We start from the raw sequence: 26,479 nt of genomic DNA, 5'->3' as shown, positions 1-26,479 counted from the left end.
TTATGCCAAAAATAAAAGTGACTGTTTTACATTGAGTTAGGTTATTTATAACAGGTAGCAAAAACAACAAACGCACCGTACTGGTGCGCTTATTTATTGCCTGACTTGAAATGGTGCAAGATAGTTCCTGGCTCGTGTCAGCTTAGCTTTCACTCACCATTACACAGTTGCGCTGGGCTTCTTTGGCCCGGTAAAGTGCGTTATCTGCCGCGCGCATAACATCACTGAGAGTGGCTTTATCGCATCGAGCTATCCCGACACTGAGGGTGCAATGGAGTACCTGGTCCTGGATCATAAACTGGGTATTCGCAAAACGCTCTCTGAAATCCTGACAACTGTCTTTGGCCACGTTTAGGTCATTACCCGGCATCAGCACGGCAAACTCTTCCCCACCCACCCGGGCAACCAAACAGTGATTGAATGAACTATTCAGCAATTCGGCCGCCTGAGACAAAACTTTGTCACCACCAAGGTGACCATACTGATCATTGATTGCTTTAAAGTGGTCGAGGTCGAGTAGAGCCAGCGTAAACTGATCCGGCTTATTTTTTAGAATCTTATCCATGTGCTGACAAAAATAGCGACGGTTGTAGAGACCAGTCAGAAAATCCCGGTGGGCATACTCTTTGATGTCTGCGATCAGGTTTAGCTGCTCCATGGTTTGCATCACCCGACAATGGAACTCTTCGTTCATAAACGGTTTAGTCAAAAAATCATTGGCGCCATATTTAATAAACTTGGCAGACAAGCCATGGCTTCCAGCACCCGATAAGCCGATGATGGCGAGATCATCACGACCACGACTATTACGCACGGCTTTCACCAGCTCAAAGCCGTCCATGGTGGGCATTGCATAATCTGTCAGTAATAATTTGATCTCAGGCTTTGCATTAAGCATGTTCAACGCTTGTTCACCATCTTGTGCCTCAAATACAGTAAACAGCTGCTTTTCTAACATTTGCCTCATAACGGCCCGGCTGATCATCGAATCATCAGCGATCAGCGCCTGACACCCTTCATTGCGCAGTAAACGCGATACCAGCTTGATGGCGTACAAGTACGAGTCCCGATTGTCCTTAATCACATAATCAACAACCCCCATTTCAAGCATTTGCTGACGGCTATACTCGTCTATTTTGGAAGTCAGCACCACAGTGGGCACATTGCGGCTCAGGGTGAGTTGCACCACTTCACCATCAGAAGCATCTGGTAAGGTCAGATCAACCAATGCCAGGGTGTAATGATGGCTCTCGAGTAATGCCTGGGTTTCTTTTAGTGACCAGGCATAATCAATTTCCACATCCAGGTGTTGTGACGCAAGGTGGCGAAGGATCTGCTGCACTACCTTACTGTCTTCGACGATTAATACTCTTTGCATTACTATGCTCTACTAAAACTACGAGAAAAGGGAAGAGATACAAGAATTTAACAGCGCTAAATACTTTCATACTACGGACATAAGGATTAAATATACGCGATTTCTGTGACAAAAAAAACTCACCCGCCAATTAATTTGTAAACAAACGGAAACCGACCTGCGTCGAATCTCAGCGCAGCATCAGCATTGCAAACACAAAAAAGAAAACATTTAACCTATAAAAATTAACACCCTGCACGCATGGCTTATTTTTGGCCATTAGTCTCAAGTTCTTTGAATTCTGCGCAGTATACGTCTTAAATAAGCCAATTCTTTTCATCAAAAATTAAAAAACATGTTGTTGAAGCCATTACTCTTCGCACTTTCTGCGACCTTACTTACCGCGCTCCCTCAAAAAGGGCATGCGCAAGCGGATACTCAGGGCCTGTTGACCCAACAAATTGATGCTCAGGTTATCACCGAACACAAGGGGAACTTTAATGGTGAAAGACTGGCCTACACGGCGACCACCGGCACTCAACCCGTATGGAATAAGGAAGGCCACCCGGTAGCGACACTGCACTACACTTACTATAAAAAAAACAAAGTCAAAGATCCTGCCACCCGTCCGCTACTGATCTCATTTAATGGCGGACCAGGCTCAGCCTCGGTATGGATGCACATAGCTTACACCGGCCCCCGGGTGTTGAAAATCGATGATGAAGGCTATCCAATGCAGCCGTATGGTCTGAAAGACAACCCGGATTCGGTGCTGGATGTCGCCGATATTCTGTTTGTCAACCCGGTCAATACGGGCTACTCACGCGTGCTGCCAGAACAAGACGGTTCTATGGCCGATAAACAAACTCTGCAGAAACGCTTTTTTGGCGTGAATGCCGACATAGAGTATCTGGCCGGGTGGTTAAATACCTTCATCAACCGCCACGGTCGCGCGCTGTCTCCAAAATTTTTGATCGGTGAAAGCTATGGCACAACTCGTGTCTCCGGCTTAGCCCATGAACTGCAGAACAAACAGTGGCTATTTCTCAACGGTGTCGTACTGGTTTCTCCGACGGATATCGGCATTAAACGTCAGGGGCCTGTAAAAAGTGCCAACCGGCTGCCGTATTTCGCTGCAACCGCCTGGTATCACAAGGCGCTGCCAGAAGCTTTGCAAAAGCAGGATCTGCTGAGCGTATTAAATCAGGTGGAAGCATATACCTTAGATCATTACCTGCCCGCGTTAGCCAAAGGCGCCATGTTGAGCGAGCAGACACGTCAGGAAGTAGCAAAACAAGTCGCATACTTCAGTGGCCTGTCGCAGCAATTCGTACTACAAAATAACCTCGACATACCCAACCGTGCTTTCTGGAAAGAGCTATTACGCGATCGCGGCTATACGGTCGGCCGACTCGACTCTCGCTACCTCGGCATTGACAAACGGGATGCCGGTGAAGGTCCTGACTATTGGCCTGAGCTCGATGCCTGGTTACACGCCTTTACACCAGCCATTAATCACTATTTTCGCCATGAACTGAACTATAAAACAGACATTAAATACAATATGTTTGGCGATGTACGCCCCTGGGATCGCAGCAACAACGAGGTCGGTGAGCAACTACGCCTGTCGATGGCGAAAAACCCCTACCTGAACGTAATGGTGCAGTCGGGTTACTATGATGGCGCCACCAACTATTTTGATGGCAAGTACAACCTCTGGCACCTCGATCCCAGCGGAAAAATGCAGGACAGATTGCGCTTTAAAGGTTATCGCTCAGGTCACATGATGTACCTGCGTCGTCCGGATCTTACCCAGGCCAACCAGGATCTGCGCGAGTTCATTAACGACTCACTAAAATATAATCAATCCGCAAAATACTGATCCGCCACACCACTTGATAGGGGCGCCGTTCCCGGCGCCCCTGCTCCCTGTGCAACGCCACTGAGATAACTTCATACACTGTTCGGAAAAGTTAGGTATACTCAAAACAACAATTGACAATGTCCATGTTTTTTATTCCGCTTACCCAGCAATAAGTTAACAATAAATCGCCGGGTACTGGCATGAATAATGGACCCGAAGTAACGATATTGAGGGAACCTCATGAGCGAGCAATTTCGCATAGTGTTTTCTGGCTTTAAGCCAGGCACTGACAGCCAGGCAGCCACAGAGCAACTCGCAACTAAACTTAAAGTGCCTGCACAAAAGGTAGCCGACTTCACCACAGGTAAACCCCTGTTTGGCCCAGGTGACAAACAGAAATGCCTCAAGCAGGCGAAGTTGCTGGCAGTGTATGGGATCCAAAGTAAACTGCAATCACAGTCTTCTGCCGTATCCGGCCCAGCTCAAAGTGCAGCCAATGAGCGCGTATTCGATGCGCTGGATTACATCACCAGCAGCCTGATCCGCATTGAAGAAAAGCTGGATGAACTGGAGCAACGCATTGACGGTAAACAAGTACAAGATGAACAGCATGAAGATGATGAGTGGGAGGATGAGTCTCTGTTCAGCGAACTGGAACTCGACAGTGAACCACCCAAACGCTCTAAAAAGCTCCTGTACATCTTGCTATCACTATTAGTGTTGTTGCTGATTGTACTGGGGATCAGTCTTGCTTTTCCTGAGTTGGTACCTGTGTAATGAAAACAAATTCACTTTTAGATGAAAAAAATACAACATCAAGGAAAGAGATTCGAAAGAACATTAGAAAACTGCGTAACAGCCTTACTGAAAAACAACAAATCGAGGCAGAAAATAAATTAACTATTAATTTTATTCAACATGCAAAACTCTCAAAAAACACCCGTATCGGGGTTTATCTGGAAAACGATGGTGAACTCAGAACTAACCTTTTAATTCAAACACTTTGGTCCAAAGGTGTGGACCTTTACCTGCCCGTAATTCACCCCTTTAGTGGCGTCACTTTGCTCTTTCAGAAGTATGAAAAAAACTCACCCATGAGGCAGAATCGCTATGCTATCTTAGAACCAGAATTGAATTGTAGCCACATTTGCCCACTGGCGCAGTTAGACTATCTGCTGCTTCCACTGGTGGCGTTTGACGACGCTGGCAATCGCCTCGGAATGGGAGGTGGCTACTATGATCGCACACTGGCGCGTTATTATCGCGAAAACTGGCAACAACCGAAGTTAATTGGCCTGGCACATGACTGTCAGAAAGTCCCGGCATTGCCAACCGAGGCCTGGGATGTGCCCCTGCCAGCCATAATCACGCCGCAAAAATGCTATCAGTGGTGAACGCATTGGTAATGTATTTTTCCACCTCAGATTCATCACAATAGTGCCAGATCATAAATTCTTCTATTAAAGGTATCCGGCATACTTTTTTTGCACTTTGGGCGTATAATTGCGATCGAATAATCAACTAAAACAGTGATCGCGTTATGACTCAAGATGAAATGAAAAAAGCAGCTGCCTGGGCGGCGTTACAGTATGTAGAAGCCGGCACCGTAGTCGGCGTAGGCACAGGCTCGACCGTCAACCACTTTATAGATGCACTTGGCAGTGTCAAAGACACCATTAAAGGTGCCGTCTCTAGCTCTGAAGTATCGACAGAAAAGCTCAAGGCGCTGGGCATTGAGGTGTTTGAACTCAATGATGTCTCTGAGCTGGACATTTATGTTGATGGTGCGGATGAAATTAACGCACACAATCAGATGATCAAAGGCGGTGGTGCAGCACTAACGCGCGAGAAGATAGTAGCAGCCGTTGCCAGGCAGTTTATCTGTATTGTTGACAACACTAAGCATGTCGATGTGCTGGGACAGTTCCCTCTACCGGTTGAGGTGATCCCAATGGCACGCAGCTATGTTGCCCGTGAGTTACTCAAGCTGGGTGGCGATCCTGTCTATCGTCAGGGCGTTGTCACAGATAACGGCAATGTGATTTTGGATGTACATGGATTATCCATTACACAGGCAGCCGAGCTGGAAGAAAAAATTAATCAAATCGTCGGTGTTGTTACCAATGGCTTGTTCGCTCAGCGCGGCGCCAACATCGTCATCACAGGGACCCCAGAGGGGCCACAAATTAAGTAACAGGAATGAGTCATGAGTAAGGTATCCTTGTCTAAGGACAAAATTCGCATTTTATTGTTGGAAGGCGTACACCAGAGCGCTGTTGAAACGCTCAAACGCAACGGTTATAGCAATATCGAGTACGTAAAGACATCGCTGCCTGAAAATGAACTGATTGAGCGGATCAAGAATGTCCACTTTGTCGGGATCCGCTCGCGTACCCACCTCAGTGAAACGGTACTGGAAGCCGCAGATAAGCTGGTTGCGATTGGCTGCTTTTGTATTGGCACCAATCAGGTTGATCTGAATGCCGCCAAAAAGCGTGGTATTGCCGTCTTTAATGCGCCGTTTTCAAATACACGTTCAGTCGCTGAGCTGGTACTGGGAGAAATCCTGCTGCTGTTACGGGGTATTCCAAAGCGCAATGCGATGGCACATCGTGGCGAGTGGTTTAAGTCCGCGATCGGCTCTTTTGAGGCACGCGGTAAAACTCTGGGGATCATTGGTTATGGCCACATCGGGACTCAGTTGGGGATCATGGCCGAAAACATTGGCATGAAGGTCGAGTTTTACGACATCGAAGACAAGCTCACATTAGGCAATGCACAACAAGTGCAGAGCTTAACTCAGTTGCTGCAGCGCGCGGATGTGGTCAGTTTACATGTTCCGGAAACATCGCAAACGAAGAACCTGATTGGCATGGCAGAGCTGGAAGTGATGAAACAAGGTGCGATCCTGATCAATGCCTCACGCGGTACAGTGGTGGATATCGACGCCCTGGCTGAGGCGCTTAGCGCAGGTAAGCTATCAGGTGCTGCGATTGATGTATTTCCAGTCGAGCCTAAGTCTAATGACGAAGAGTTTGTCTCACCACTGCGCCAGTTCGACAATGTGATCCTGACACCACATGTCGGCGGCTCTACGCAGGAAGCTCAGGAAAACATTGGGATAGAGGTGGCCGGTAAACTGACTAAGTACTCAGACAATGGGTCAACCGTCACAGCGGTGAACTTCCCTGAAGTGTCGCTGCCTGAACTGTCTAACCGCAGTCGTCTGCTGCACGTGCATGAGAACCGCCCTGGTGTGCTGACACAAATTAACCAGGCGTTTGCACAGCATGGGATCAACATCGCAGCGCAGTACCTGCAAACCGATGAAAGCATTGGTTACGTGGTGATTGATGTGGACAGCGATCACTCTGAGGTTGCGTTAAAAGAGCTAAGCGCTGTAGAAGGTACTATCCGCGCCCGTATCCTGCACTAGCGGCTTTGTAACCAGACACAAAAAAGCCTGACTCAGTCAGGCTTTTTTCGTTTCACTTACCGGGCAAGAATATTGCTCAGTAAACTGGCAAATTATGCCATGAAATCAACACCTTCTTTGATGTCTTTTTCAAGAGTCGCCAGCATGTCGTCTTTTGCTTGTTGCTCAAACGCGCTCAGCTCGCCGTAAGGCAGCAGCTCTTCTACGCCGTTTTTGCCAAGACGTACAGGTTGTGCGAAGAAAGTCGCATCGCCCGTGTTGCCTTCAACATAAGCGTACTCAACCACGTTTTCACCTTGCAGGCCTTTAACCAGTGAGAAGCAGAAACGTGCCGCAGCTGCGCCCATAGACAGAGTTGCAGAGCCGCCACCCGCCTTAGCTTCAACGACTTCAGTACCAGCATTCTGGATGCGCTTAGTCAGTGCAGCTATTTCTTCGTCAGAGAACTCAGCGCCCTCAACCTGAGAAAGCAGAGGCAGAATAGTAGTACCTGAGTGACCACCAATCACAGGCACTTTCACGTCGCTTACGTTCAGGCCTTTGCGCTCAGCGATGAAAGTCTCTGCACGGATAACATCCAGTGTAGTTACACCGAATACGCGAGCTGGATCGTAAGTACCGGCTTTTTTGAATACTTCAGCAACGATTGGCACAGTGCCGTTTACTGGGTTAGTGATCACACCAACCAGCGCTTTAGGACAGTTTTTAACAATGCCTTCAGCCAGAGTCTTGATGATGCCCGCATTCACATTGAACAGGTCAGCACGGTCCATACCTGGCTTACGTGGCATACCCGCAGGGATCAATACGATGTCTGCATCAACCAGCGCTGCATCCAGGTCGTCTTTACCAAAACCAGCTACTTTTACCGCTGTTGGGATGTGAGACAGGTCAACCGCTACGCCAGGTACTACTGGCGCTACGTCGTATAGCGCAAGCTCAGAACCAGCAGGTAAACCGTTTTTAAGCAAAAGAGACAATGCTTGACCGATACCGCCAGCGGCACCTAATACAGCAACTTTCATTGGAATTCTCCATAATTTGAAGGTGGAATTAAATGTGCTGTAAAGATAATGAAAAGCGCCGCCAAAAACAAATTTATACGCGCAATTTTCGTCTTTTTTTCGACTATAGTTGTAAAGTTCGCGGCAGATACTGCTACTAATGGTTTACGCTTGGTCCCGCGTTTCTAATCTGGAAAACCACCATCGCTTGAAGAATCTTCTCGTCCTGAAATTTGGGTAACAGGCGCGTTTTGTGTAAAATCCTAACAATTGAGTCATAAAGAAGTATTGAGTATGCAGCCGCAGGAAAAACAAGAAGCCCTAGTCAAAGCCTTTAAGGCCCTGTTAAAAGAAGAAAACTTTGGTTCTCAAGGTGAAATTGTCGATGCCCTTAAAGAGCAGGGATTTGACAACATCAGCCAAAGTAAAGTCTCTCGTATGCTGAGCAAGTTCGGTGCCGTACGCACCCGCAATGCCAAACAGGAAATGGTATATTGTTTACCCGCGGAAATGGGTGTACCCACCGCAAAAAGCCCGCTGCGCCAGCTGGTGATCGACATAGTACATAACGAAATGATGATCATCATACGCACCAGCCCGGGAGCCGCACAACTGATTGCCCGCCTGCTGGACTCGTTGGGATCTGCCGATGGCGTGTTAGGCACGATTGCAGGTGACGACACCATTTTTATCGCCCCCGCCAAAGTCTCTGAAATTGATGCCACTCTGGATCGGGTTAAAACGCTATTTGATAACGTCTGATAACGGTTAAGACTGCGCCATTTGCTGTAAAAACTGCAGCGATGGCGCAAAGAATGCCGCCCCCATATCGCCCTGGGAATAATCCAGCAGCGGATCGTAATCTCCATCCCCCGACAAGCCAAAGCGACTGTGTAACAGCTGCTCAAACGCATCCCCTTTCGCGGCGCAGCTAAGCCATAAACTACCCTGCTCATAGACATCGCCATAGGGCATACTTTGATTCAACAGCAGAGGTTTACCTTCACTGTCTTTAATCTCATTGAGCCGGGCATGGTTGTACGGCGGCGCATCGTCAATCAACAGGTTATCAAGGCGGGTGCGCCCCATCAGCTGTTCCTGATCCGACAGCGGCAACGCCTGCCAGCGGGTCAGGTCAAACTGAGTGCGCTGGACATGAATATAGCTGCCCTGATCGTCAAGCCCTCCCGGATTGCTCACTAAGGCAACCTGGCGTTTAAAGCGGCCATGGGGAATATCGGCACCATAGACAAAGCCATTAAAGTCCCGCCCGTCAAGAAAACGAAAGGCGCGCACCTGGGCCACCAGCTCGACGCCCCCGGATAACATGTGCAGCACACTCTGGGCAAACAGGTGATTGACGTCTTCTCTGTCTGAGCGGATCACATAGAGTAAGTCGAATGGCTGACTATGGCACAAATGCTCACTGCTTTTGATCAGGGGAAAACTTTTCAGCTGCGGCGGAATAAACTCGGGATAGATATGCGGCCAGTACTGGGCACCTATGGCGACAAAGCTGCTGAGCATGGCCTCAGAAAAACGGTCACTGAGTTCATCCTGCAACCTGCCCGCCTGGCTGAGCGCCGAGCGCACTGCCTCATCGTGACCATCCAGTACGTTAAAAAACAAGTGCAAACCGTGTAGATTTGCCTCGGCACATACCCCTGATTGTGCTTGCGCCATCACCCCTTCCTATCATTAAATCAACGCGCCATACTAAACCCGAATGGTGCGGTTGAGCTCGTTTCTTTTGGGCGTATCTATACACGCCCGGCCACCGCACTTATCTAAATTGCTATTAGCTAATGTAACGAATTGTTATGCCTTAAGAAAAGAAGTTTATCGCATGGGGCTTAATTTTCAAACTCACCGGCCTGCTGAGATCCAGTGGTTTATCAGAGGGCATGGCCACTTCTAACATCTGACCTTCCAGCTCGATGGCATACAGATACTCGGTCCCGACAAAGCGATGTTGCGCTACTTCGACCTGCCCCTGTTCAGCATTAAACAGCTCGATGTGGCTGGGTCTGAGGTAAATCTGCCCGGCCCGGGCCGAGCTCTGGATATCAATCAGAGACTCCACTGAGCCAAACGCGGTTTCAACCTGAGCCCCATTGTGGCGCTGTGCAGCCACGTAAGCACCCTGCCCCAGAAATTCTGCCACCTGGCGACTACTTGGATGCTGGAACAGCTCTTTGGGCGTGCCTAACTGGGCAATTTGCCCCTGATGCATGATGGCGAGCCGGTCGGCAAAGGCAAACGCTTCATCTTTGGAATGGCTGACAAAAATCGCCGATACCTGCTGATCTTTAATAATATCGCGAATATCTTTGATCAGCTGAAAGCGCACCTGCGCATCAATATTAGAAAAAGGTTCATCCAGCAGTAACAAGTTAGGGTGGTAGGCAAGCGCCCTGGCAATGGCCACACGCTGCTGCTGACCACCGGACAATTCATGCGGGAAGCGCTCGGCATAGCCTTCCAGATGCACCAGCCCCAGCATGTGCGCCACGCGATTTTGTTTTTCCGACTTACTGAGCTTGGTCAGGCCAAAGGCAATGTTCTGCGCCACAGTCAGATGCGGAAACAATGCATAATCCTGAAACATCATACCAATGTTGCGATGCTGAGGTGCCACAAAATGCCGCTCGCTGCTGACACTTTTGCCATTAATACGGATCTCCCCCTGCTGGGGATGCAACAGGCCTGCGATTGCTTTCAGAGTTGTGGTTTTGCCACAGCCACTGGCACCGAGTAGGCAGACAATTTCGTTCTCAGCTACCGTCAAATCAAGCTGCTGGATCACCGGGTGACCATCATAATGATAGTTTAACGATTGAATTTCTAAACTTGGCATTAGTTATGTTGTTCCATTGAGCGATTAACCCAGTATAAGGGGACAAGTCCTACCAGCACGATAAACAAAGCGGATATCGAGGCCAGCTCCAGTTGCTCATCGCTGACATACTGATAAACATGGGTGGCCAGGGTTTCAAAATTAAACGGGCGCAGTAACAGCGCTGCGGGCAATTCTTTCATACATTCGATAAAGACCAGCAGGCCAGCTGTCAGCAAACCTCGCTTAAGCAGCGGCATATGCACCTGAGTCAACGTCTGAAAGCGCCCTTTCCCGAGTGACAGGCTGGCCATATCAATGCTTGGGCTGATCCGCACAAAGCTGGACTCCACTGCCCCATGCGCAATGGCATAAAAGCGCACCACGTAAGCAAAAATCATGGCAAACAAGGTGCCACTGAGTAACAAACCTGGCTCAAAACCACTGCCATCCAGCCAGTCATTGAGCTTGGTATCAAACAAGGTCAGTGGCAGCAACACGGCAATCGCCAGCACAGTACCCGGTAAGGCATAGCCGGTACTGGCAAAACGCCCCGGTAGATTAGTCAGCTTGCCCGGCTCAATGCGCTGATAGTAGACCACCAGTAAACTGACCAGCATCGCAATTACGCTCACATACAGACTGATCTGTAAGCTTTGCAGCGCATAATTGAAAAACTCGGCATTCCAGGCTTGCTCGAAATAATGCCAGGCATAGTTGAGCAATATACCAACGGGCACAAAAAACGCCACACTGAGGATCAGCATACAAAATCCCCAGGCCAGCCACCCCTGATAACCGGTTAAATCATAAAGGTGGGTGTCATTCACCCCGGACTGGCGCTCGTGCACCACCTGGGTTTTGCGACTCATACGTTCAAGTAACAGTGCGACAAATAAAAACAGCAGCATAATGCCTGAAATCTTGGCGGCGGCAGTCAGCGAGTAATAACCCAGCCAGGTGTCATACACGGCCGTTGTCAGGGTGCTTACGGCAAAATAGTGTACGGTGGCGAAGTCGGCCATGGTTTCCATGCTGATCAGCGCCAGTGCCGCAACTATCGCGCCACGAGATAACGGCAGGCTCACTTTAAAGAAACTTTGCGCAGGGCTCATACCCATCAGCTGACTGGCCTGCACCAGTTTAAAAGACTGCTCGCGCAAAGCGGTTTTGAAGATCAAATACAGATAGGGATACAGCACCAGGGCTATCATCACAATGGCGCCGGGCAAAGTACGCAGGTCAAAAAACCAGTAATCATCCGGCCCCTGCCAGCCAAACTGCTGACGTAACCAGATCTGGACCGGACCTGCATAATCCAGTAGATCGGTATAGACATAGGCGATAATGTAAGCGGGCAGCGCCAGGGGGAGCATCAATGCCCACTCAAATACCCGTTTGCCGGGGAAACGACAGTAGGCCGTTAACCACCCCAGCGGCAGGGCAATTAACGCACTAAGCACCACGACACCGGCGATCAGCGCAATTGTATTACGGGTATAGTCCCACAATACACTCTGCCATAAATGGCTGAATACTTCCGACTCACCTTGCAGCGCTTCGAAAATCAGAAATGCCAGCGGGATTGACAGGCCAATACCTATCAACCACGCCATACACTGCCACGGGGACAGACTTTGTTTTAATTGCATTTACAGGTCAAATTTTACCTCATCGATGAGCTTAAGCGCCATCGGACGGTATTTACTGATCTCGGACAAAGGTAAGCTGTCTTCCTTAAAGGTGCCCCAGGATGCCACTAGTTTCGACAATTCGACGCCCGGTTTAACCGGATATTCCATATTCATCGAGGCGTACATGTTCTGGGCTTTATTGTCGGTCATAAACTCGATCAGTTTCAAGGCATTTTCTTTGTTTTTCGAGTACTTGGTCATTACCACACCCGAAACGTTAAGGTGTGAGCCACGGTCGCTCTGATTTGGGAAGTTAATGTAAACCGCATCAGCCCAGGCTTTTTGTTTGCTGTCTTCAAGCATTTTGCCAAAGTAGTAGCTGTTACCCAGTGCCAGGTCACACAGTCCTTCTTTAACAGCTTTTACCTGTGCGCGGTCATTTCCCTGTGGCTTACGCGCCAGATTAGCTTTCACGCCTTGCAGCCAGGTTTTGGTTTCAGCTTCGCCGTGGTGGGCAATCATAGACGCCACCAGACCCAGGTTATAGGGGTGTTTACCAGAGCGTGTACAGATTTTACCTTTGTATTTAGGGCTAGCCAGTTCTTCATAGCTCAGACTGGTCAACTTACCCGCTCTGTCTTTCGACGAATAGACGTTACGTACACGTTTGGTCAGGGCAACCCAGTGGCCATCCGGATCACGAAAGCTAGCCGGGATATTTTTATCCACCGTGCCGCTCTCAATCGGGTTGGTCAGCCCCAGCTCTTCTAACTGGATCATGGCGCTGAAGTTTGACGTCAGTACCAAATCGGCCCGGCCGTGTTTGCCTTCACGCTTTACCCGCTCAATCAGGCCTTTTTTCGCGAACACCACGTTAGTTTTAATGCCTGTTTGTTTGGTAAAATCATCCAGGATAGGCTGAATTAAAAAAGGTTGGCGATAGGAATAGATGTTCACTTCGTCCGCGGCGACAGCAGACAAGCTGGTTACAGCAGCAAGCAGAGTTGCAATTGCACTTTTCATATAAGCTCCAAATAATAACAATAACTATTCTCAGGCTATGGTAACCCGGATCCCGGCAAAATACAGCCGATAGTTCAACATATTGCAATTTTATTAAATAGCGACATACGGACATTTGGTTGTGAGAGATCTCTCACTAGGCATGTCGCTATCTATGAAGATAACGCTGACTTTATCAACAAAATATAAAAAGGTCTTTGTTAGATAACAAGTTTTTTTACAACTAACTTTTTTATCTGAATTTCAAAGCGTTTTTTCGTGCTGTTATCTCACCCAGACTCTCATATACTTTAGTCATCTCAAGGGGAGAGCACAAAGCAACAGGGAAACGGATTGAGTTGCTGGTCAGGGAGTTTGTGCGGTAGGACTGTCAGGAACTAGGACTAGGCTTCGGACAACAGGACATGCCGATTAAGTAAGGACGTTGATGCACAGGTGGATGGTGCATTGGAACACAGGGAGACTGGAACGAGTCAGGATGACGACACAATGGATGGTTAGCATGGATTTAGTCAGCAAATAGGAGCGCTGATTGCTTTATGGACAGTACAGGATGTACATCTCGCAGAATGACAACGCAAGGCGAGACATGGACGAGCATGTAAGGAGTTGATCTCATCAACATAGCAGGATGCTATTTAGAAGATTCCGTCAAGCGCGGCCCGTAAGGGTCGCGCTCTTCTTATTCCGACGAGCGTTAACACTCAAGTCAATTTACTTTTCTTTCCTTTCAGATAAGCATCACGAAAATCCACAAAATGCCGGGTCAGATAGTCAGCAGCCTGCGTCTCGCCGTTTTCTGCCAACACCACACAGGCGACTTCTGCCGTCCCAAGCTGATGGGCATGCGGCGCTACCCGGAGTTTGTAGTCGGATAAACTTTCAGGCGTGACGGATAAAACCGGAAACTTATCCAGATAAGGGCTTTTGCGAAACATCTTTTTCGCTTCACGCCAGGTCCCATCGAGAAAAATGTACAGCGGCACTTTACCGCTTTGTCGTGTGACCCGATTGACCACGCGCTGCGGCTCGACATTATCAGCCGGGAACACCACCACAGGCTGATACCTGGGATCGGCCAACAAAGCCAGTAAACGCGGCTCAGGATCGGTGCGGTCCCAGCGAAACGCATGGTTATCTGGGACAATATCGGCTATCAGGCGACCGGTATTAGAAGGTTTAAAACTCTCATTATGATACATGAGCAAACACACCGCACTGTCGCATTTCGCTACCTGAACACCTGTACAAATACAAAGAGGTTCAGCCAGTAAACACCGCTCACAGCGAGGTAATTTTGATCCCCGGGCCTTGAATTCCCGCCGCGCGGATGCGATTTGTTGAGCTCGTAATGCCAGTACCGAGTTTTCCACTGTGCTCTCTTTTGCGTCAAAATGGCAATTTTAACAAAAAGCAGTGCTCAAATGAACTATTCATAACCCAAGGCTACTTTTCAAATACAAACTTCCCTATAATGGCTTGTTGAATAATTACTATCGAAATGGAGTCGAATTTTATGAAAAAAATAATTGCAGCCGCACTTTTATTCTCACCTTTATTTGCCAATGCAACCGCTTACACACAAGTTGCAACAATTAAAGATATGACCGTTAGCCACAATGCTGCGCGTATTAAGTTATCTACAATGAACGAACTTACGGAGTGTACATCATCGCCAACCAGTGCCAAATGGTACCATTTGGATTTGCGCACCGACGGTGCCCAACATATTTACTCCTCTTTGCTCGCAGCTAAATTTTCTGGCCAAAAAATGTTTCTGGAATTGCGCGGTTGCTACAGTCACGATGCAAACAGCAAGTATCCGAAAGTTACGCAAGTATACATGTGCGATACTATGTGGTGTAAATAAGTGACAATTGCTCCTTCAGCTCGTTTACAATACCGTTTAATGACTCAGCAAGACGCTGACTTGCTGACAGAACTCGACAGCGACCCCGCAGTGATGCGCTACATCACCAACGGGCAGCCGACTTCTCGCGAGCAAATTGAGCAATTTTACCTGCCGCGCCTGGCCAAATTTACCAACCCACAGCAGGGCTGGGGCCTGTGGCATTGCAGCCTGATTGACGACGACACTTTCCTGGGCTGGATTTTGATCCGGCCCATGTATTTCTTTAACGGTGAAATGGACGAGCGAGATCTCGAAATAGGCTGGCGCTTCAAACAAATTGCCTGGGGGAAAGGCTATGCAACCGAAGCTGCCAGACACATCGCCAAGCACCTTGCTGAACAGGATAAAATGGATTATCTGAGCGCAGAGGCACTCAAAGGGAACCTGGGTTCAATTAACATCATGAAAAAACTATCCATGACCTTCTTACGAGAAGGTATTCATGAAGGCCCTGAAGGACCTATGGATGTGGTGTATTATCGAAAATCGGTATAACGATAAAGCGGGTAAATATACCCGCTTTATATCCGATTAAACCATCAGGAAAATCACCAGGAACAGGCCCAGCAACAACCGATAGATCACAAACGGCAACATACCCATCCGCTCAATCACTTTCAGGAAGAAATGAATACACGCATAGGCGGCGACAAACGACAACACCGCCCCTGTAATAATGGCGTTCCAGTCGATTAGCTCATCACCAGTGGCCAGTTTCAGCGTGTAATAGCCACCTGCCGCAGCAATAATCGGGATTGACATCAAAAATGAAAAACGGGCTGCGCTTTGCTTGTTCAGGCCCAGCATCATGCCTGCCGTCATGGTGATCCCCGAGCGAGACGTTCCCGGCAATAAAGCGGCTATCACCTGAGCGAAGCCAATGATCAGGGCACTGCGCCAGTTAAGCTGATAGATGGTTTTCGTTTGTTTTGCAGTGACGTCAGCGTACCACAGCAACAAGCCAAAAATGACCGTCGTTGCTGCAATCACCCAGGCACTGCGGGAAAAGTCTTCAACCAGATCTTTGGCCAAAAACCCGATGACCAGACCCGGAATGGTGGCCACTATGATCCACCAACCCAGCCGACTGTCATCCGTCGTGCCTTGCTTACCGAACGATTTAAACCAGGCGCTCAGTATATCTGCCACTTCTTTACGAAAGTAAATCAGTACCGCAGCCAATGATCCGACGTGAACGGCGACATCAAATGCCAGGCCCTGATCCTGCCAGCCTAATATCTGCGATGGCAAAATCAGATGCGCCGAGCTGGAAATAGGCAAAAACTCCGTTAATCCCTGGATCAACGCCAGTACAATTATTTCAATGATACTCATGGTAAGGAAAACTCCACTTTCCATAACTTTTGTGTGTGGTTGTCATACGCCTGCCAGATCTCAGCAATACTGCGGCCTAACACGGGATGAACAAACTCAGGCGCTATTTCGGCCAGCGGTCTTAAGACAAATGCATTCTTGGTGATCTCATCTCGCGGCAGTTGCGCCGGCGCATCACAGATCTTATCGTCGTAAAACAGAATATCCAGATCCAGTGTTCTGGGACTGAACTTCTTATCCTGAGGCGTCCTGCCATTATCGCGTTCTATCTGTTTTAGCAAAGCACACAGAGCCGGCAGTGGCATCTCTGTGTGGGTAGCAAACACGGAATTATAAAAATTCTTACCGTTAAATCCTACAGGCTCACTCTCATAGACATCTGAATGAACGAAGTTCGGAAAATAGCGAATAAGTGCCGTCAACCCCTGACGGAAGTGACGGTCACGATCAACATTTGAACCAATACTGATAAAAACATGCGCCATACTATCTGTTCCGCGTAATTTCCAGGCCAACAGTTTGTGCCTGAGGAACCGCTGCGGGTTTACTCACCCGAATTGTCACTGCCTCAATGGCAAACTCTTGTAAGATCAAAGTAGCAAGTTGCTCAACCAGGGTTTCTAATAACTCAACCCGGCTTGCCTCAGTATGCGCAATTACGCGCTCGCTGACCTTGGCATAATCCACAGCCAGGGTAATGTCGTCCTGCTGTGCAGCAGTCGAGATATCGGTCTTCATCGCTATATCAAAGAAAAGGCTTTGTTTACTTTCTTTTTCAAAGTCGTAAACTCCTATTATGGTCTCGACGTGTAATTGCGAGATATAGACCGTGTCCATGTAAACTCCTGACATGACTGATTCGGATCGGCTTTTTCACGTACCCAGCCGCCTTAAAATAAAGCGACGATGATAGCCCAAATAGCGGCAAGAAAAAATAAGGAAGCTTGTGATAGTCAGTTTAATATGTATTTGTGCTTATTTATTTGGTTCAATCTCTTCCGCGATCTTGATCTCCAGGCTGTTTTCTCTGCCTGATCCCCGCTTTGCTGGCTCAAATAACCCCGGGGCAACCAATGTGTTACGACTTGGCGGTAAACTCCCAGCCGCCTTAGTCCTGGTGTTTGATATCCTCAAAGGCACCATTCCGGTGTGGGGTGCGTACTTTCTTGGTATTGAGCCTATCTGGCTGGGCGTTGTTGCGGTGTGCGCCTGTCTGGGCCATATATATCCGATATTTTTCCACTTTAACGGTGGCAAAGCGGTCGCAACAGCTTTTGGTGCACTGCTGCCGATAGGACTGTCACTGGGAGGAATGCTGATCAGTACCTGGCTACTGGTACTGGCACTGACCCGTTATTCGTCACTCGCCGCTATCGTCACTGTATTAGCCGCTCCTGCCTACACCTGGTTGATCAAACCCTTATACACCCTGCCAGTATGTTTTCTGACTGTGGTCATTATATTCCGCCACAGAGCCAACATACGTCGGCTCCTGAACGGTACCGAGCCTAAGCTCGGCAAGAAAAACGTCGACTAAAGCCAAAGTGTTACAATGATGGCAAACTGTCTAGCGGCCAGCGAGGCTGTGTTTTCATGCTTAACTCTGCCGTCTGACCCGCTTTAAGACGCTGCATACCAGCGTAGGCGATCATCGCGCCATTATCGGTGCAAAATTCTGTACGCGGATAATACACTTTGCCTTTCATTCCCTGCATCATGCGCTCCAGTTTAGTACGTAGCTCTTTATTGGCACTGACACCGCCTGCAATGACCAAACGATTAATACCCGTCTCTTTCAAAGCACGCTTACATTTTATCGCCAGCGTCTCCACCACAGCCGTCTGAAACGCATGGGCAATGTCAGCCTTAGTTTGTTCGTCATCGCCGGCCGATTTGATGGTATTGGCAGCCGCAGTTTTCAGACCACTAAAGCTGAAGTCCAGTCCGGGGCGGTCTGTCATAGGTCTTGGAAACACAAAACGACCCGCTTGCCCTGTGGTCGCCAGCTTGGCCAGCATTGGGCCGCCTGGATAGTCGAGTCCTAATAACTTGGCGGTTTTGTCAAAAGCTTCACCGGCAGCATCATCCACCGATTCACCCAACACTTGGTACTCACCAATACCTGCCACCTTCACCATCATAGTGTGGCCACCCGAAACCAGCAGGGCAACGAACGGAAACTCTGGCATCTCCTCTTCCAGCATCGGCGCCAGTAAGTGCCCTTCCATATGATGTACAGCCACGGCGGGAATATTCCAGCCAAAGGCCAGTGAGCGACCAATAGAGGTACCCACAAGCAAAGCACCAACCAGGCCCGGTCCCGCAGTATAAGCAATGCCATCCAGAGATTCAGGTCCACACCCTGCTTGTTTAAAAGCGGCTTCAATTAGGGGAATGGTTTTGCGAACATGATCTCTCGAAGCCAGTTCTGGTACTACGCCGCCATAATCAGCATGGACTTTAACCTGGCTATATAACTGGTGTGCCAGCAATCCCTGCTCGTCATCATAGATGGCGATCCCCGTCTCATCGCAAGAAGATTCGATACCTAAAATTCGCAATTTAAACTCTCCACTACTAAAAATTTAGACAAACAATCAGGCTTCGATTGCCAGGCCAATATTGGTCTGGCCGTCGCTTAATGCCAAGGCTTTGAGGGTTTTAACCGATTGATTGTCAATCCTCGGCATTTGAGCAACACAGTCAATAAGTTCACCAAGCACGTCGATTTCGTATTGCATCAGTGGATGTTCCCTGACATGTTGATTGTCGGGCTCAATGTTTTCTGCGATAAGCAAGAACTCGATATATCTGGCCACGGTAGCCTGAGAAATTTTAGCAACGTTGACAAATTCGCTTTCATCTTTACTCATGACACCCTGAATAAAACCCAGCAACGCCGTCGCAACATCAATCGCGGCATAGGTGCCAAACATATCGAAGTCTTTCAGTTCCGGGACATTAGGCTCAATCTTTTCAATTTGTTTTTCCAGGCTGATTTTGCTTTTCGGCAGCAGCACCTTTTCCCAGCAAACATTCAATGCACTGCGCAAGGTGGTCTCATCACCAAACCCGGTAGCCTCACTGAATAAACCATAATTTGGCAGCATACGTTCTAATATCGCAGCCGCAAGCACCGCTTTTTGTAAGTAATTTAGCTCTCTGATGCGTTGAAAGTTATTGGCCTTCGTCATAGCTTTTTCCACAGTGCCAGCAATATTGAAACCCCGAACCATTGTGTTCAGAGCAGCTGTGACACTGCCAGTCTTCCGATAAATTAGTTTGTTGATAGTTTACCAAGATTTCCTCTGCCTCGGGTACTTTTATCGCACAGACAAAAATTTTTATTGTATTGTGACTAAAAGGCATCTCACCCAGCGCAGCTGCCAGAGCTTCCCCTTCCACATGTGTCTTCAGTCGTGCCTGGGCCAGCAGCCCGAGCACAATATGGGCTTCCAATGGGTTATCCGTGCGATATACACACGTCCATTCAAGCATTGCATTACTCATCGCCTGACTCCAAAATTTTGCTATGATAATCACTATTGTAGCGTGCTTAGACGGAGTACAAAAATGACGCTCACCACACCCGGGTTGCTGTTCCCCGCAATCTCCCTGCTATTGCTGGCGTACACCAATCGATTTTTAGTTCTGGCGCAGCTAATCAGAGAATTAAACGCCAGAGAGGGCGATCAACTCAGACCCTTAGTGGTCGCCCAGATTGATAATCTTAAAAAACGTATAAAACTCATCCGCCTGATGCAAGTGTGGGGCGTTATAGCCTTCCTGCTTTGCACTATGTCGATGTTTGCCTTATTCATCGACGTTGCCCTTTTAGGAGTGATCCTGTTTGGTGCCAGCCTCTGCTGCCTGACGCTGTCCTTGTTACTTTCTCTGTACGAGATTCATATTTCCTGTGATGCCATAGAGATTGAACTTAACAATATTGAAAAAAAGCCAATACAAGATTAAGCAACTCACTTTTTTGCTGGCTATACTAACAGAGAACAGGCACTAAGCAGAGGTTCTATGTGAGCGGTTTTCTCTTTTCAAATGAGCCACTTAAGGATGAAGAGCAAATTACTATAGATAATGCCTACTGGGATATCCTGGTAGTAGATGACGAAGAAGACATCCATCAGGTAACCAAGCTGGTATTGTCAGACTTTCGGTTTGAACAAAAACCGTTGCGTTTTCATCATGCCTACTCAGCAAAACAGGCAATGGATATTCTCAACTCAGAGGACTCCATTTCAGTGGGTTTAATCGATGTGGTCATGGAGAGTAATCATGCCGGGTTAGATCTGATTAAGTTCATTCGCAATGATATGGCCAATCATGATATTCGTCTGATCTTACGAACCGGACAGCCCGGAGAAGCACCTGAAGAGTCGGTCATTCGTGATTACGACATCAATGATTACAAAAATAAAACTGAGCTCACCGCAGTTAAATTAAAGACCTTACTTTACTCAGCGCTACGCTCCCACCGGGATATCCAAACGATTGAACGACATAAACAGGGGCTCGAGCGTATTATTGATGCTTCTTCCAGCTTTTTGAAGTGCAGTAATGTGCAGGATTTTGCCTCCACCATCTTAACCCATGTGGCCGATGTCATGGGGCTCAGTGACTCCGATATTTACTGTGCGGCAGCCGTCAACAAACAAGATGGCGCAGGGGCCGAGTTTCAACTGCTTGCCGCCTCTGGCGCTGGTATTGAACCGGAACAAACGGCCTTACCAGACAAAGTAAAAAGTCGCTTTATCGAAACCCACAACCGTAAAACGTCTAGTAAGTCTGACCATGAATATGTGGGTTATTTTACGAGTCAGGCAGGGCTGGAAACCATGCTCTACGTCAGTAAAAACGGCCTGTTACAACCCACAGATTGTCAGCTGCTGGCCTTTTTCGCCAATAACATAGCACTGGCATACGACAATCTGAACCTCAGAGAAACCGTAAAAGAATCACAAAAAGAGCTGTCTTATATACTGGGTGAAGCCGTTGAAAAACGTTCTAAGGAGACGGGCTCTCATGTCAAGCGGGTAGCGCATTACAGTTTATTACTAGCTAAATTGGTCGGATTAAACGATTATAGGGCCGAAATTATAAAACTAGCTTCACCTTTGCATGATATTGGCAAGATTAGCATCCCGGATGTTATTCTCAATAAGCCTGGAAAACTGAATGACGATGAATGGGCAATAATGAAGACTCATGCCCAACAGGGCTATGAAATACTAAAAAACTCAACAAATGATATTTTGCAATGCGGCGCAATCATCGCACATCAGCACCATGAAAAGTGGGATGGCAGCGGATATCCGCAGGGCCTGAAAGGTGAACAAATAGACATCGCCGGAAGAATTACGGCACTGGCCGATGTATTCGATGCACTCGGTAGTGTTCGCTGTTACAAGCCGGTTTGGACACTTGAAGAAATTCTAACAGAGATAAAACGCCAGCGTGGTCAACAATTTGATCCCAAACTGGTTGATCTGTTTATAGAAAATCTGGAACAATTCGTCGCAATACGTGATCAATACCCAGATTAGTTTTTGTAAGCGAAATGTAAAAAATTCACTTGGATGTTTCTCTAAACTGTATTAGTATTAGGGAATCAACGTTGTCATTGCATTTTTGTTGAAATAAAAGGAATTTCACATGAGATTTGAACAACTCGAGCAATTCGTTGCTTTAGGCAATTTACGCCACTTTAGGCAAGCCGCAGAACAAACCAATATCAGTACTTCCGCACTCACCAGAAGCATTCAGACACTGGAAGATGAGATTGGCTGTGAACTTGTCAAACGATCTACCCGCTCCGTCAAACTGACCGAACAAGGTGAACTTTTTCTCAATTATTGTAAGTCTACCTTATCGGAATTAGACATAACCAGAAACACTATCAAACAAAGTTTGTTTGGTCGTGATCAACAGCGCGTTGTTGTTGGTTACACTGCACAAGCCAGTAGCATAGTGCCAACGTCATGTGGACAGTTTTTGGCGGATTTCCCCAACGTCAAAGTTGAAATGCAACTTTTAAGTGAGCATGATCTACTTCGCAAGCTTCAGCTTGGTGAAATAGACATCAGTGTTTACCTTGAATCTGCAACCAGCTTAGTGAGTGATATTCATCTGCCCGACCAACTGGTTTTGTTTGTTGCTAAACAACATCCACTGGCAACACAAGACAGTATTCGTCGCAGTGAGCTTGCTCAGTACCCTATGTACGGCTGTTTTTCTCAGTCTAAACAGGTACAGAACATGCTTAATGAGGCGGTTGAAGGGCTTAACAAGTCAACCAATGTCAAAATTGGTAATATCAGCCAGGTGATTGACGGACTGAAGAACAGCCAAAGCTTTGCCATTGCAAGCATTGAGCACTCTAAGGTCATCGCGCAAGACCCGGAACTGATCTTACTGAAGACTAACAAGGACGCTAGTCATGAGCAAATTGTCGTGCAAACCAGCCACCAGCTTGGCAGTGGTTCACACGTCAGTAACTTGTTGTCATTAATTGAACAAACAGCACAAAAAAATGCCGTTGCAACAGCGGTAAACAGTTAATCAATAGCGTTAACGATTTTTCTTATCTGTTTGGATAAATGGGAGTTTTGAGCGAGTTTTACGCAAGGTATTCTATTCGGGTATCACGGTTCTTAACCGTAGGAATGGAGTCAGAAAAAATTCGCTCGCCCTCTTTCCCCCCTCTGCAAGCCTGTTTCTCCAGGGCGTTTAAATCATTACCCAATCTTGAAATCGATTATGAAGCTGCTGACGTGCCCAGCAATCGCAGCGCGGTATTCAACAATATTTTCTCGCCTCAAAATAGAACACTTAATTAAGCAAATTGGTATAAGTGAAGCGTTTTCAACACAGTTGGCGCAGGGTTACGCCTTCGAATTGGCTATAAATTCAGCCATTTGGTATTACTCACCAAATGCCGGCAACCACCGCGGAAAACATCGCCAGGCCGACATAATTATTGCTCAGAAATGCCTGAAAACACTTATCTCTACTTCTGTCATTGATCTGCCATTGCAGTTTCACAAGCCACACTCCGGCGATGCTAAAACCACACCAGAACCACACAGACATCGTCACCTGGGTTGCCACCCAGGCCATACAAGCTAAAAATGCCAGGTTGAGCACAGCAATGACATGCCTGTCCCAGCGACCAAACAGGATAGCGGTAGATTTGATCCCGACCACAATATCATCATCTTTATCCACCATGGCATACTTTGTGTCATAGGCCACAGTCCATAACAGGTTGGCAATAAATAGCACCCAGGCAATGGCAGGGACGCTCTCCTGTACAGCCATAAAGGACATTGGGATCCCCCAGCTAAACGCAGCCCCCAGTACAACCTGAGGCAAGTTAGTGTAGCGCTTCATAAAGGGATAGACACTGGCCAAGGCCAATGCACCAAATGACAATAGAATGGTCTGCCAGTTCAATAACAATACCAACACAAAAGATGCGCCAACCAACAGGGCAAATAAGGTCAGAGCTTCTCCCTCGCTGACGGCTCCTCTGGCCAGGGGTCGTTGCGCAGTCCTTTTGACCGCGCCATCTACCTTGCGGTCAGCAAAATCATTGATTACACACCCTGCACTGCGCATCATGAAGGTACCCAGTGCAAAGATAAGTAAAAAATGCCAGTGTGGTATACCACCGGACGCTATCCACAAGCTCCAAAGCGTTGGCCACATCAATAGCAAAGTACCAATGGGTTTCTCAACACGCATCAGTTGCTTGTATTCTTCTATATGATCAGCCCGCAGCCGCGATAGTTTCATACCTTAACTCCATTCAGGAAAATTTCGCACACCAGTACTTTGCTATTCTGACGCGTAAAGACACTGCGCCTTGCGTGGCAAAACTCACGGTTCAGAGTCTCATTAACCGGAAAAAATGACGGCAACTGCTTTTTGTCCAGCGTCGCAACTTCAATCGCCCCTCTTTGCCAGGCTTGCTGGTCAAATAAACGCTCCCCAAGCGGGGTAGTCCCGATGTTATTGAGTCCCAGTGCAACAGCACTGTCCGGGAGCCAACTCTGCCCATAAACGACCGGAATATCATCACAATATAACACGACCTCCCTGCACAAGGCGCTGTCACAGCCCAGGATAGCTTGCACTTCTCCCTCAAGCTGAAGCACCTGTTCACTGAGCACCTCTACATGTAAAATACGACACTGTAAGCGCAGCAAAGCCGTCAGAGAGCCGGTTTCACATAACAGTGGGCGCAGGTCGTCCGGGATGTCCTTATGCCGGGCAAGAGGCTCCCAGCTTGATCGCAATAAATTTGGCAGATTAAACAAGTCAGTAATTCAATTCAGGTAATAACCGCGTCATGATAGCAAAGCTTACTCCGGCAAAAAAGTTTACCTTTCCCTTACTCACTGCTGTTCATAACCCGATTTTACGTATAAACTAATCCTATTGTTGGTATTTAGTTAAGTATTTTCAGGCTATTATGAATCGGATCTGTATCGCGTTGATGGCACTTGTGCTGATTTGTGTGAGTACAAACTCACGCGCTGAGTCAACCGTCGGCTACTTTGGATTTGAGCCTGATATCATTACCAACTACATTGGACAATCCAATAAAAAGCTCGGCTATGTCCGGGTTACCGTAGATTTAATGCTTGATGATGTCAGCAATATCGCAGTCGTTGAACATCACACCCCCCTGCTTCGCGATGCGATAGTGCAAATCTTAAGTAAAGAGCCGGAAGAAACTGTCAAATCACTGACCGGACGTGAGGAAATACGCCAGCGTTGTGCAGAAAAGCTGAAAACTTTGTTGAAAGAAGAAACCGGACAAGAAATCATCCGGGAAGTCCTGTTCACTAAGTATTTATATCATTAGTGTCGCAAGTTAAATAACCGCGTATTATTCCTGTTTAGTGTTGCGCATAGGTAATAACGCCGCCACACTCATACCTGCCAGCAAACCAAATAAATGTGCCCAGTTCGCCATATTGACAAATAACACATCAGTAAAGCCCAACACCATCCAGATCAGCATAAAGCCCACAATGGGCGTTCCTATCATTGGAGGTGACTGGGGATGTTTTGCTGAGTGTATCCAACAAAAACCCAGCAAGGCGTAGACCACACCGCTGAGACCACCAAAGTTTGCATCCCCGAGCAGATACTGCATCCAATTACTCAATAGGGCACCGGCAACAAAGATGACCCAGAGCACCCAGCTGCCAAGACGATGCTCAATCATGTGACCCAGATACAGCCACCACGACAGGTTAAATACCAGGTGCAGCAATCCGAAGTGTAAAAATGCGGGGGTGATCCAGCGCCAGGGAGCCTGTGGTTCAAACCGAAAAACGGCAAAGACGGATTCAACCCCATAGACATAGAAGCTTAAAAATATCCCCAATGAGATAATAAATACGGCTTTGAGCATCCAGCTCAGCGCCGTAAAACGTTGCCACAGATTCAGCTTTGTCCCCTGGTAAACGAGTGAAGACTGTTTTGGCGCAAGCTGCCAGGACGCAGCAAGGTACTTTTCATGATAAGGGTCGGTAATAAACTCCTGCCAGATCTCATTAGCCTGAGCCCATTGCTGTTCGTCCACCCAGACTGAGACCATCTGCCCGTCCTCGCTGGTAACACGGCACGCAATCTGACGGGTTTTCAGATAGTCTGCGACTCCCTGCACCGCACGCGGGTTGTCAAAGGAGCCTAGCCATTTCATTTTGCGACATTATCCGGTAGCTCCTGCGCCCACTGCGTAAAACCACCGTCCATACTGTAAACATCTTCAAACCCCTGTTCAGCCAGGTAATTTGCCGCACCTTGCGAACTGATCCCGTGATAGCACACCACGACAATCGGTTGCTCAAACTCTTTTTCCTGTAAGAAGTGCCCCAGGTTGTCATTCGACAAATGTTCAGCACCCGGAATGTGCCCTTGCGCAAATGAATTTGCATCGCGAATATCGGCGATGACCAGGTCGGATTGCGCCAACATCTCTTGGGTTTGGGCTACGGAAATATGTTTAAAACTCATAGTACTCTCAATTTAATAAGCAGACACAAAAAAC

30 protein-coding genes are annotated in these 26,479 nt (G+C 47.8%); 13 read left to right on the top strand and 17 right to left on the bottom strand.

Translation table 11 applies throughout. The annotated features are described in order from the left end of the window. Positions 1-142: 142 nt before the first annotated feature. A complete protein-coding gene (locus tag MHN33_RS09915; RefSeq protein ID WP_239397814.1) occupies positions 143-1,378 on the bottom strand; it encodes a diguanylate cyclase in 1,236 nt (411 codons plus the stop codon). 334 nt (positions 1,379-1,712) lie between these two features. Here MHN33_RS09915 and MHN33_RS09910 point away from each other — a divergent pair, with 334 nt between their 5' ends. From MHN33_RS09910 to serA, 5 genes are all read left to right on the top strand, one after another. Continuing rightward, complete coding sequence (locus MHN33_RS09910; RefSeq protein ID WP_239397813.1) at positions 1,713-3,239, top strand: carboxypeptidase; 1,527 nt, start codon at positions 1,713-1,715, stop codon at positions 3,237-3,239. A 222-nt stretch (positions 3,240-3,461) separates the two neighbouring features. Next, positions 3,462-3,998 (top strand): hypothetical protein, encoded by a 537-nt coding sequence (locus tag MHN33_RS09905; RefSeq protein WP_239397812.1) that lies wholly within the window; start codon positions 3,462-3,464, stop codon positions 3,996-3,998. Continuing rightward, positions 3,998-4,615 carry a 5-formyltetrahydrofolate cyclo-ligase gene (locus MHN33_RS09900; RefSeq protein WP_239397811.1) on the top strand — a complete coding sequence of 206 codons (618 nt, stop codon included), beginning with the start codon at positions 3,998-4,000 and terminating at the stop codon, positions 4,613-4,615. The genes MHN33_RS09905 and MHN33_RS09900 overlap by 1 nt, the downstream gene beginning before the upstream one ends. Before the next feature lie 146 nt (positions 4,616-4,761). Then, entirely contained in the window at positions 4,762-5,415 is a 654-nt protein-coding gene (rpiA, locus tag MHN33_RS09895; RefSeq protein ID WP_239397810.1) for a ribose-5-phosphate isomerase RpiA, read from the top strand. A gap of 12 nt (positions 5,416-5,427) precedes the next feature. Further along, the gene (gene serA / locus MHN33_RS09890; RefSeq protein WP_239397809.1) at positions 5,428-6,657 is read left to right on the top strand and encodes a phosphoglycerate dehydrogenase; all 1,230 of its coding nucleotides are present in this window, start codon (positions 5,428-5,430) and stop codon (positions 6,655-6,657) included. Between the two features lie 92 nt (positions 6,658-6,749). Here serA and mdh read toward each other — a convergent pair whose 3' ends face one another. Further along, positions 6,750-7,682 carry a malate dehydrogenase gene (gene mdh / locus MHN33_RS09885; RefSeq protein ID WP_239397808.1) on the bottom strand — a complete coding sequence of 311 codons (933 nt, stop codon included), beginning with the start codon at positions 7,680-7,682 and terminating at the stop codon, positions 6,750-6,752. 273 nt (positions 7,683-7,955) lie between these two features. On the opposite strand from mdh, the gene argR reads away from it, so the two are divergent. Beyond that, positions 7,956-8,423 (top strand): transcriptional regulator ArgR, encoded by a 468-nt coding sequence (gene argR / locus MHN33_RS09880; RefSeq protein ID WP_046002993.1) that lies wholly within the window; start codon positions 7,956-7,958, stop codon positions 8,421-8,423. A 6-nt stretch (positions 8,424-8,429) separates the two neighbouring features. Here argR and MHN33_RS09875 read toward each other — a convergent pair whose 3' ends face one another. The 5 genes from MHN33_RS09875 to MHN33_RS09855 form a co-directional block, all read right to left on the bottom strand. Continuing rightward, positions 8,430-9,344, bottom strand: coding sequence for a Dyp-type peroxidase (locus MHN33_RS09875; protein ID WP_130244107.1), 915 nt, complete (start codon positions 9,342-9,344; stop codon positions 8,430-8,432). Between the two features lie 142 nt (positions 9,345-9,486). After that, positions 9,487-10,518, bottom strand: coding sequence for an ABC transporter ATP-binding protein (locus tag MHN33_RS09870; protein WP_239397807.1), 1,032 nt, complete (start codon positions 10,516-10,518; stop codon positions 9,487-9,489). Further along, on the bottom strand, positions 10,518-12,149 hold the full coding sequence (locus MHN33_RS09865; RefSeq protein ID WP_239397806.1) for an iron ABC transporter permease: 1,632 nt from the start codon (positions 12,147-12,149) through the stop codon (positions 10,518-10,520). Before MHN33_RS09865 ends, MHN33_RS09870 begins: the two co-directional genes overlap by 1 nt. Then, positions 12,150-13,154, bottom strand: coding sequence for a Fe(3+) ABC transporter substrate-binding protein (locus tag MHN33_RS09860; RefSeq protein ID WP_239397805.1), 1,005 nt, complete (start codon positions 13,152-13,154; stop codon positions 12,150-12,152). It lies immediately after the preceding gene. Between the two features lie 704 nt (positions 13,155-13,858). Then, positions 13,859-14,527 carry a tRNA-uridine aminocarboxypropyltransferase gene (locus tag MHN33_RS09855; protein WP_239397804.1) on the bottom strand — a complete coding sequence of 223 codons (669 nt, stop codon included), beginning with the start codon at positions 14,525-14,527 and terminating at the stop codon, positions 13,859-13,861. A gap of 143 nt (positions 14,528-14,670) precedes the next feature. On the opposite strand from MHN33_RS09855, the gene MHN33_RS09850 reads away from it, so the two are divergent. Then, on the top strand, positions 14,671-15,024 hold the full coding sequence (locus tag MHN33_RS09850) for a hypothetical protein (protein WP_239397803.1): 354 nt from the start codon (positions 14,671-14,673) through the stop codon (positions 15,022-15,024). After that, positions 15,025-15,561 carry a GNAT family N-acetyltransferase gene (locus MHN33_RS09845; protein ID WP_239397802.1) on the top strand — a complete coding sequence of 179 codons (537 nt, stop codon included), beginning with the start codon at positions 15,025-15,027 and terminating at the stop codon, positions 15,559-15,561. Positions 15,562-15,597: 36 nt separating this feature from the next. Here the strand turns inward: MHN33_RS09845 and MHN33_RS09840 are convergent, their stop codons facing one another. The 3 genes from MHN33_RS09840 to folB are packed head-to-tail and all read right to left on the bottom strand — an operon-like array spanning position 15,598 to position 17,238. Beyond that, positions 15,598-16,401 (bottom strand): undecaprenyl-diphosphate phosphatase, encoded by an 804-nt coding sequence (locus tag MHN33_RS09840; protein WP_239397801.1) that lies wholly within the window; start codon positions 16,399-16,401, stop codon positions 15,598-15,600. Further along, positions 16,398-16,886 (bottom strand): 2-amino-4-hydroxy-6-hydroxymethyldihydropteridine diphosphokinase, encoded by a 489-nt coding sequence (gene folK, locus MHN33_RS09835; RefSeq protein WP_239397800.1) that lies wholly within the window; start codon positions 16,884-16,886, stop codon positions 16,398-16,400. Before folK ends, MHN33_RS09840 begins: the two co-directional genes overlap by 4 nt. 1 nt (position 16,887) lies before the next feature. Then, positions 16,888-17,238, bottom strand: coding sequence for a dihydroneopterin aldolase (folB, locus tag MHN33_RS09830; RefSeq protein ID WP_239397799.1), 351 nt, complete (start codon positions 17,236-17,238; stop codon positions 16,888-16,890). 109 nt (positions 17,239-17,347) lie between these two features. On the opposite strand from folB, the gene plsY reads away from it, so the two are divergent. Then, the gene (plsY, locus tag MHN33_RS09825) at positions 17,348-17,938 is read left to right on the top strand and encodes a glycerol-3-phosphate 1-O-acyltransferase PlsY (RefSeq protein ID WP_239397798.1); all 591 of its coding nucleotides are present in this window, start codon (positions 17,348-17,350) and stop codon (positions 17,936-17,938) included. Positions 17,939-17,948: 10 nt separating this feature from the next. Here the strand turns inward: plsY and tsaD are convergent, their stop codons facing one another. From tsaD to MHN33_RS09810, 3 genes are read right to left on the bottom strand one after another with little or no spacing between them, the layout of a single operon-like run. Beyond that, entirely contained in the window at positions 17,949-18,962 is a 1,014-nt protein-coding gene (tsaD, locus tag MHN33_RS09820) for a tRNA (adenosine(37)-N6)-threonylcarbamoyltransferase complex transferase subunit TsaD (protein ID WP_239397797.1), read from the bottom strand. Between the two features lie 36 nt (positions 18,963-18,998). Further along, positions 18,999-19,595: a YjaG family protein gene (locus MHN33_RS09815; protein WP_239397796.1), complete on the bottom strand. Its 597-nt coding sequence runs from the start codon at positions 19,593-19,595 to the stop codon at positions 18,999-19,001. Continuing rightward, the gene (locus tag MHN33_RS09810; RefSeq protein WP_239397795.1) at positions 19,579-19,911 is read right to left on the bottom strand and encodes a DUF2007 domain-containing protein; all 333 of its coding nucleotides are present in this window, start codon (positions 19,909-19,911) and stop codon (positions 19,579-19,581) included. Before MHN33_RS09810 ends, MHN33_RS09815 begins: the two co-directional genes overlap by 17 nt. Before the next feature lie 63 nt (positions 19,912-19,974). Here MHN33_RS09810 and MHN33_RS09805 point away from each other — a divergent pair, with 63 nt between their 5' ends. The 3 genes from MHN33_RS09805 to MHN33_RS09795 all read left to right on the top strand — a co-directional run bounded on the left by MHN33_RS09805 (position 19,975) and on the right by MHN33_RS09795 (position 22,974). Then, positions 19,975-20,373 carry a DUF2721 domain-containing protein gene (locus MHN33_RS09805; RefSeq protein WP_130244101.1) on the top strand — a complete coding sequence of 133 codons (399 nt, stop codon included), beginning with the start codon at positions 19,975-19,977 and terminating at the stop codon, positions 20,371-20,373. 59 nt (positions 20,374-20,432) lie between these two features. After that, positions 20,433-21,959 (top strand): DUF3369 domain-containing protein, encoded by a 1,527-nt coding sequence (locus MHN33_RS09800; RefSeq protein ID WP_239397794.1) that lies wholly within the window; start codon positions 20,433-20,435, stop codon positions 21,957-21,959. 109 nt (positions 21,960-22,068) lie between these two features. Next, a complete protein-coding gene (locus MHN33_RS09795; RefSeq protein WP_054014569.1) occupies positions 22,069-22,974 on the top strand; it encodes a LysR family transcriptional regulator in 906 nt (301 codons plus the stop codon). A gap of 366 nt (positions 22,975-23,340) precedes the next feature. Here MHN33_RS09795 and ubiA read toward each other — a convergent pair whose 3' ends face one another. Together ubiA and MHN33_RS09785 are read right to left on the bottom strand one after the other, a co-directional pair. Then, positions 23,341-24,210 (bottom strand): 4-hydroxybenzoate octaprenyltransferase, encoded by an 870-nt coding sequence (ubiA, locus tag MHN33_RS09790; protein WP_239397793.1) that lies wholly within the window; start codon positions 24,208-24,210, stop codon positions 23,341-23,343. Next, positions 24,207-24,713, bottom strand: coding sequence for a chorismate lyase (locus MHN33_RS09785; RefSeq protein WP_239397792.1), 507 nt, complete (start codon positions 24,711-24,713; stop codon positions 24,207-24,209). Before MHN33_RS09785 ends, ubiA begins: the two co-directional genes overlap by 4 nt. 176 nt (positions 24,714-24,889) lie before the next feature. Between MHN33_RS09785 and MHN33_RS09780 the strand changes: the two genes are divergently transcribed. Beyond that, positions 24,890-25,285, top strand: coding sequence for a flagellar basal body-associated protein FliL (locus MHN33_RS09780; RefSeq protein WP_239397791.1), 396 nt, complete (start codon positions 24,890-24,892; stop codon positions 25,283-25,285). A 24-nt stretch (positions 25,286-25,309) separates the two neighbouring features. On the opposite strand, the gene glpG is transcribed toward MHN33_RS09780, so the two are convergent. Both glpG and glpE read right to left on the bottom strand, forming a co-directional pair. Beyond that, positions 25,310-26,131 (bottom strand): rhomboid family intramembrane serine protease GlpG, encoded by an 822-nt coding sequence (gene glpG / locus MHN33_RS09775; protein WP_239397790.1) that lies wholly within the window; start codon positions 26,129-26,131, stop codon positions 25,310-25,312. Next, the gene (glpE, locus tag MHN33_RS09770) at positions 26,128-26,445 is read right to left on the bottom strand and encodes a thiosulfate sulfurtransferase GlpE (protein WP_239397789.1); all 318 of its coding nucleotides are present in this window, start codon (positions 26,443-26,445) and stop codon (positions 26,128-26,130) included. The genes glpG and glpE overlap by 4 nt, the downstream gene beginning before the upstream one ends. Between the last annotated feature and the right edge of the window lie 34 nt (positions 26,446-26,479).

Source organism: Pseudoalteromonas sp. OOF1S-7 (genome assembly GCF_022347765.1).
Lineage (GTDB): Bacteria > Pseudomonadota > Gammaproteobacteria > Enterobacterales > Alteromonadaceae > Pseudoalteromonas.
This window is presented reverse-complemented; position numbering and strand designations above follow the sequence as displayed.

Excerpts from the sequence above, each read along its gene's own strand:
- MHN33_RS09915 (WP_239397814.1), bottom strand. The coding sequence starts at position 1,378 with ATGCAAAGAGTATTAATCGTCGAAGACAGTAAGGTAGTGCAGCAGATC.
- MHN33_RS09910 (WP_239397813.1), top strand. The coding sequence starts at position 1,713 with ATGTTGTTGAAGCCATTACTCTTCGCACTTTCTGCGACCTTACTTACC.
- MHN33_RS09905 (WP_239397812.1), top strand. The coding sequence starts at position 3,462 with ATGAGCGAGCAATTTCGCATAGTGTTTTCTGGCTTTAAGCCAGGCACT.
- MHN33_RS09900 (WP_239397811.1), top strand. The coding sequence starts at position 3,998 with ATGAAAACAAATTCACTTTTAGATGAAAAAAATACAACATCAAGGAAA.
- rpiA (WP_239397810.1), top strand. The coding sequence starts at position 4,762 with ATGACTCAAGATGAAATGAAAAAAGCAGCTGCCTGGGCGGCGTTACAG.
- serA (WP_239397809.1), top strand. The coding sequence starts at position 5,428 with ATGAGTAAGGTATCCTTGTCTAAGGACAAAATTCGCATTTTATTGTTG.
- mdh (WP_239397808.1), bottom strand. The coding sequence starts at position 7,682 with ATGAAAGTTGCTGTATTAGGTGCCGCTGGCGGTATCGGTCAAGCATTG.
- argR (WP_046002993.1), top strand. The coding sequence starts at position 7,956 with ATGCAGCCGCAGGAAAAACAAGAAGCCCTAGTCAAAGCCTTTAAGGCC.
- MHN33_RS09875 (WP_130244107.1), bottom strand. The coding sequence starts at position 9,344 with ATGGCGCAAGCACAATCAGGGGTATGTGCCGAGGCAAATCTACACGGT.
- MHN33_RS09870 (WP_239397807.1), bottom strand. The coding sequence starts at position 10,518 with ATGCCAAGTTTAGAAATTCAATCGTTAAACTATCATTATGATGGTCAC.
- MHN33_RS09865 (WP_239397806.1), bottom strand. The coding sequence starts at position 12,149 with ATGCAATTAAAACAAAGTCTGTCCCCGTGGCAGTGTATGGCGTGGTTG.
- MHN33_RS09860 (WP_239397805.1), bottom strand. The coding sequence starts at position 13,154 with ATGAAAAGTGCAATTGCAACTCTGCTTGCTGCTGTAACCAGCTTGTCT.
- MHN33_RS09850 (WP_239397803.1), top strand. The coding sequence starts at position 14,671 with ATGAAAAAAATAATTGCAGCCGCACTTTTATTCTCACCTTTATTTGCC.
- MHN33_RS09840 (WP_239397801.1), bottom strand. The coding sequence starts at position 16,401 with ATGAGTATCATTGAAATAATTGTACTGGCGTTGATCCAGGGATTAACG.
- folK (WP_239397800.1), bottom strand. The coding sequence starts at position 16,886 with ATGGCGCATGTTTTTATCAGTATTGGTTCAAATGTTGATCGTGACCGT.
- folB (WP_239397799.1), bottom strand. The coding sequence starts at position 17,238 with ATGGACACGGTCTATATCTCGCAATTACACGTCGAGACCATAATAGGA.
- MHN33_RS09815 (WP_239397796.1), bottom strand. The coding sequence starts at position 19,595 with ATGACGAAGGCCAATAACTTTCAACGCATCAGAGAGCTAAATTACTTA.
- MHN33_RS09810 (WP_239397795.1), bottom strand. The coding sequence starts at position 19,911 with ATGAGTAATGCAATGCTTGAATGGACGTGTGTATATCGCACGGATAAC.
- MHN33_RS09805 (WP_130244101.1), top strand. The coding sequence starts at position 19,975 with ATGACGCTCACCACACCCGGGTTGCTGTTCCCCGCAATCTCCCTGCTA.
- MHN33_RS09795 (WP_054014569.1), top strand. The coding sequence starts at position 22,069 with ATGAGATTTGAACAACTCGAGCAATTCGTTGCTTTAGGCAATTTACGC.
- ubiA (WP_239397793.1), bottom strand. The coding sequence starts at position 24,210 with ATGAAACTATCGCGGCTGCGGGCTGATCATATAGAAGAATACAAGCAA.
- MHN33_RS09780 (WP_239397791.1), top strand. The coding sequence starts at position 24,890 with ATGAATCGGATCTGTATCGCGTTGATGGCACTTGTGCTGATTTGTGTG.
- glpG (WP_239397790.1), bottom strand. The coding sequence starts at position 26,131 with ATGAAATGGCTAGGCTCCTTTGACAACCCGCGTGCGGTGCAGGGAGTC.
- glpE (WP_239397789.1), bottom strand. The coding sequence starts at position 26,445 with ATGAGTTTTAAACATATTTCCGTAGCCCAAACCCAAGAGATGTTGGCG.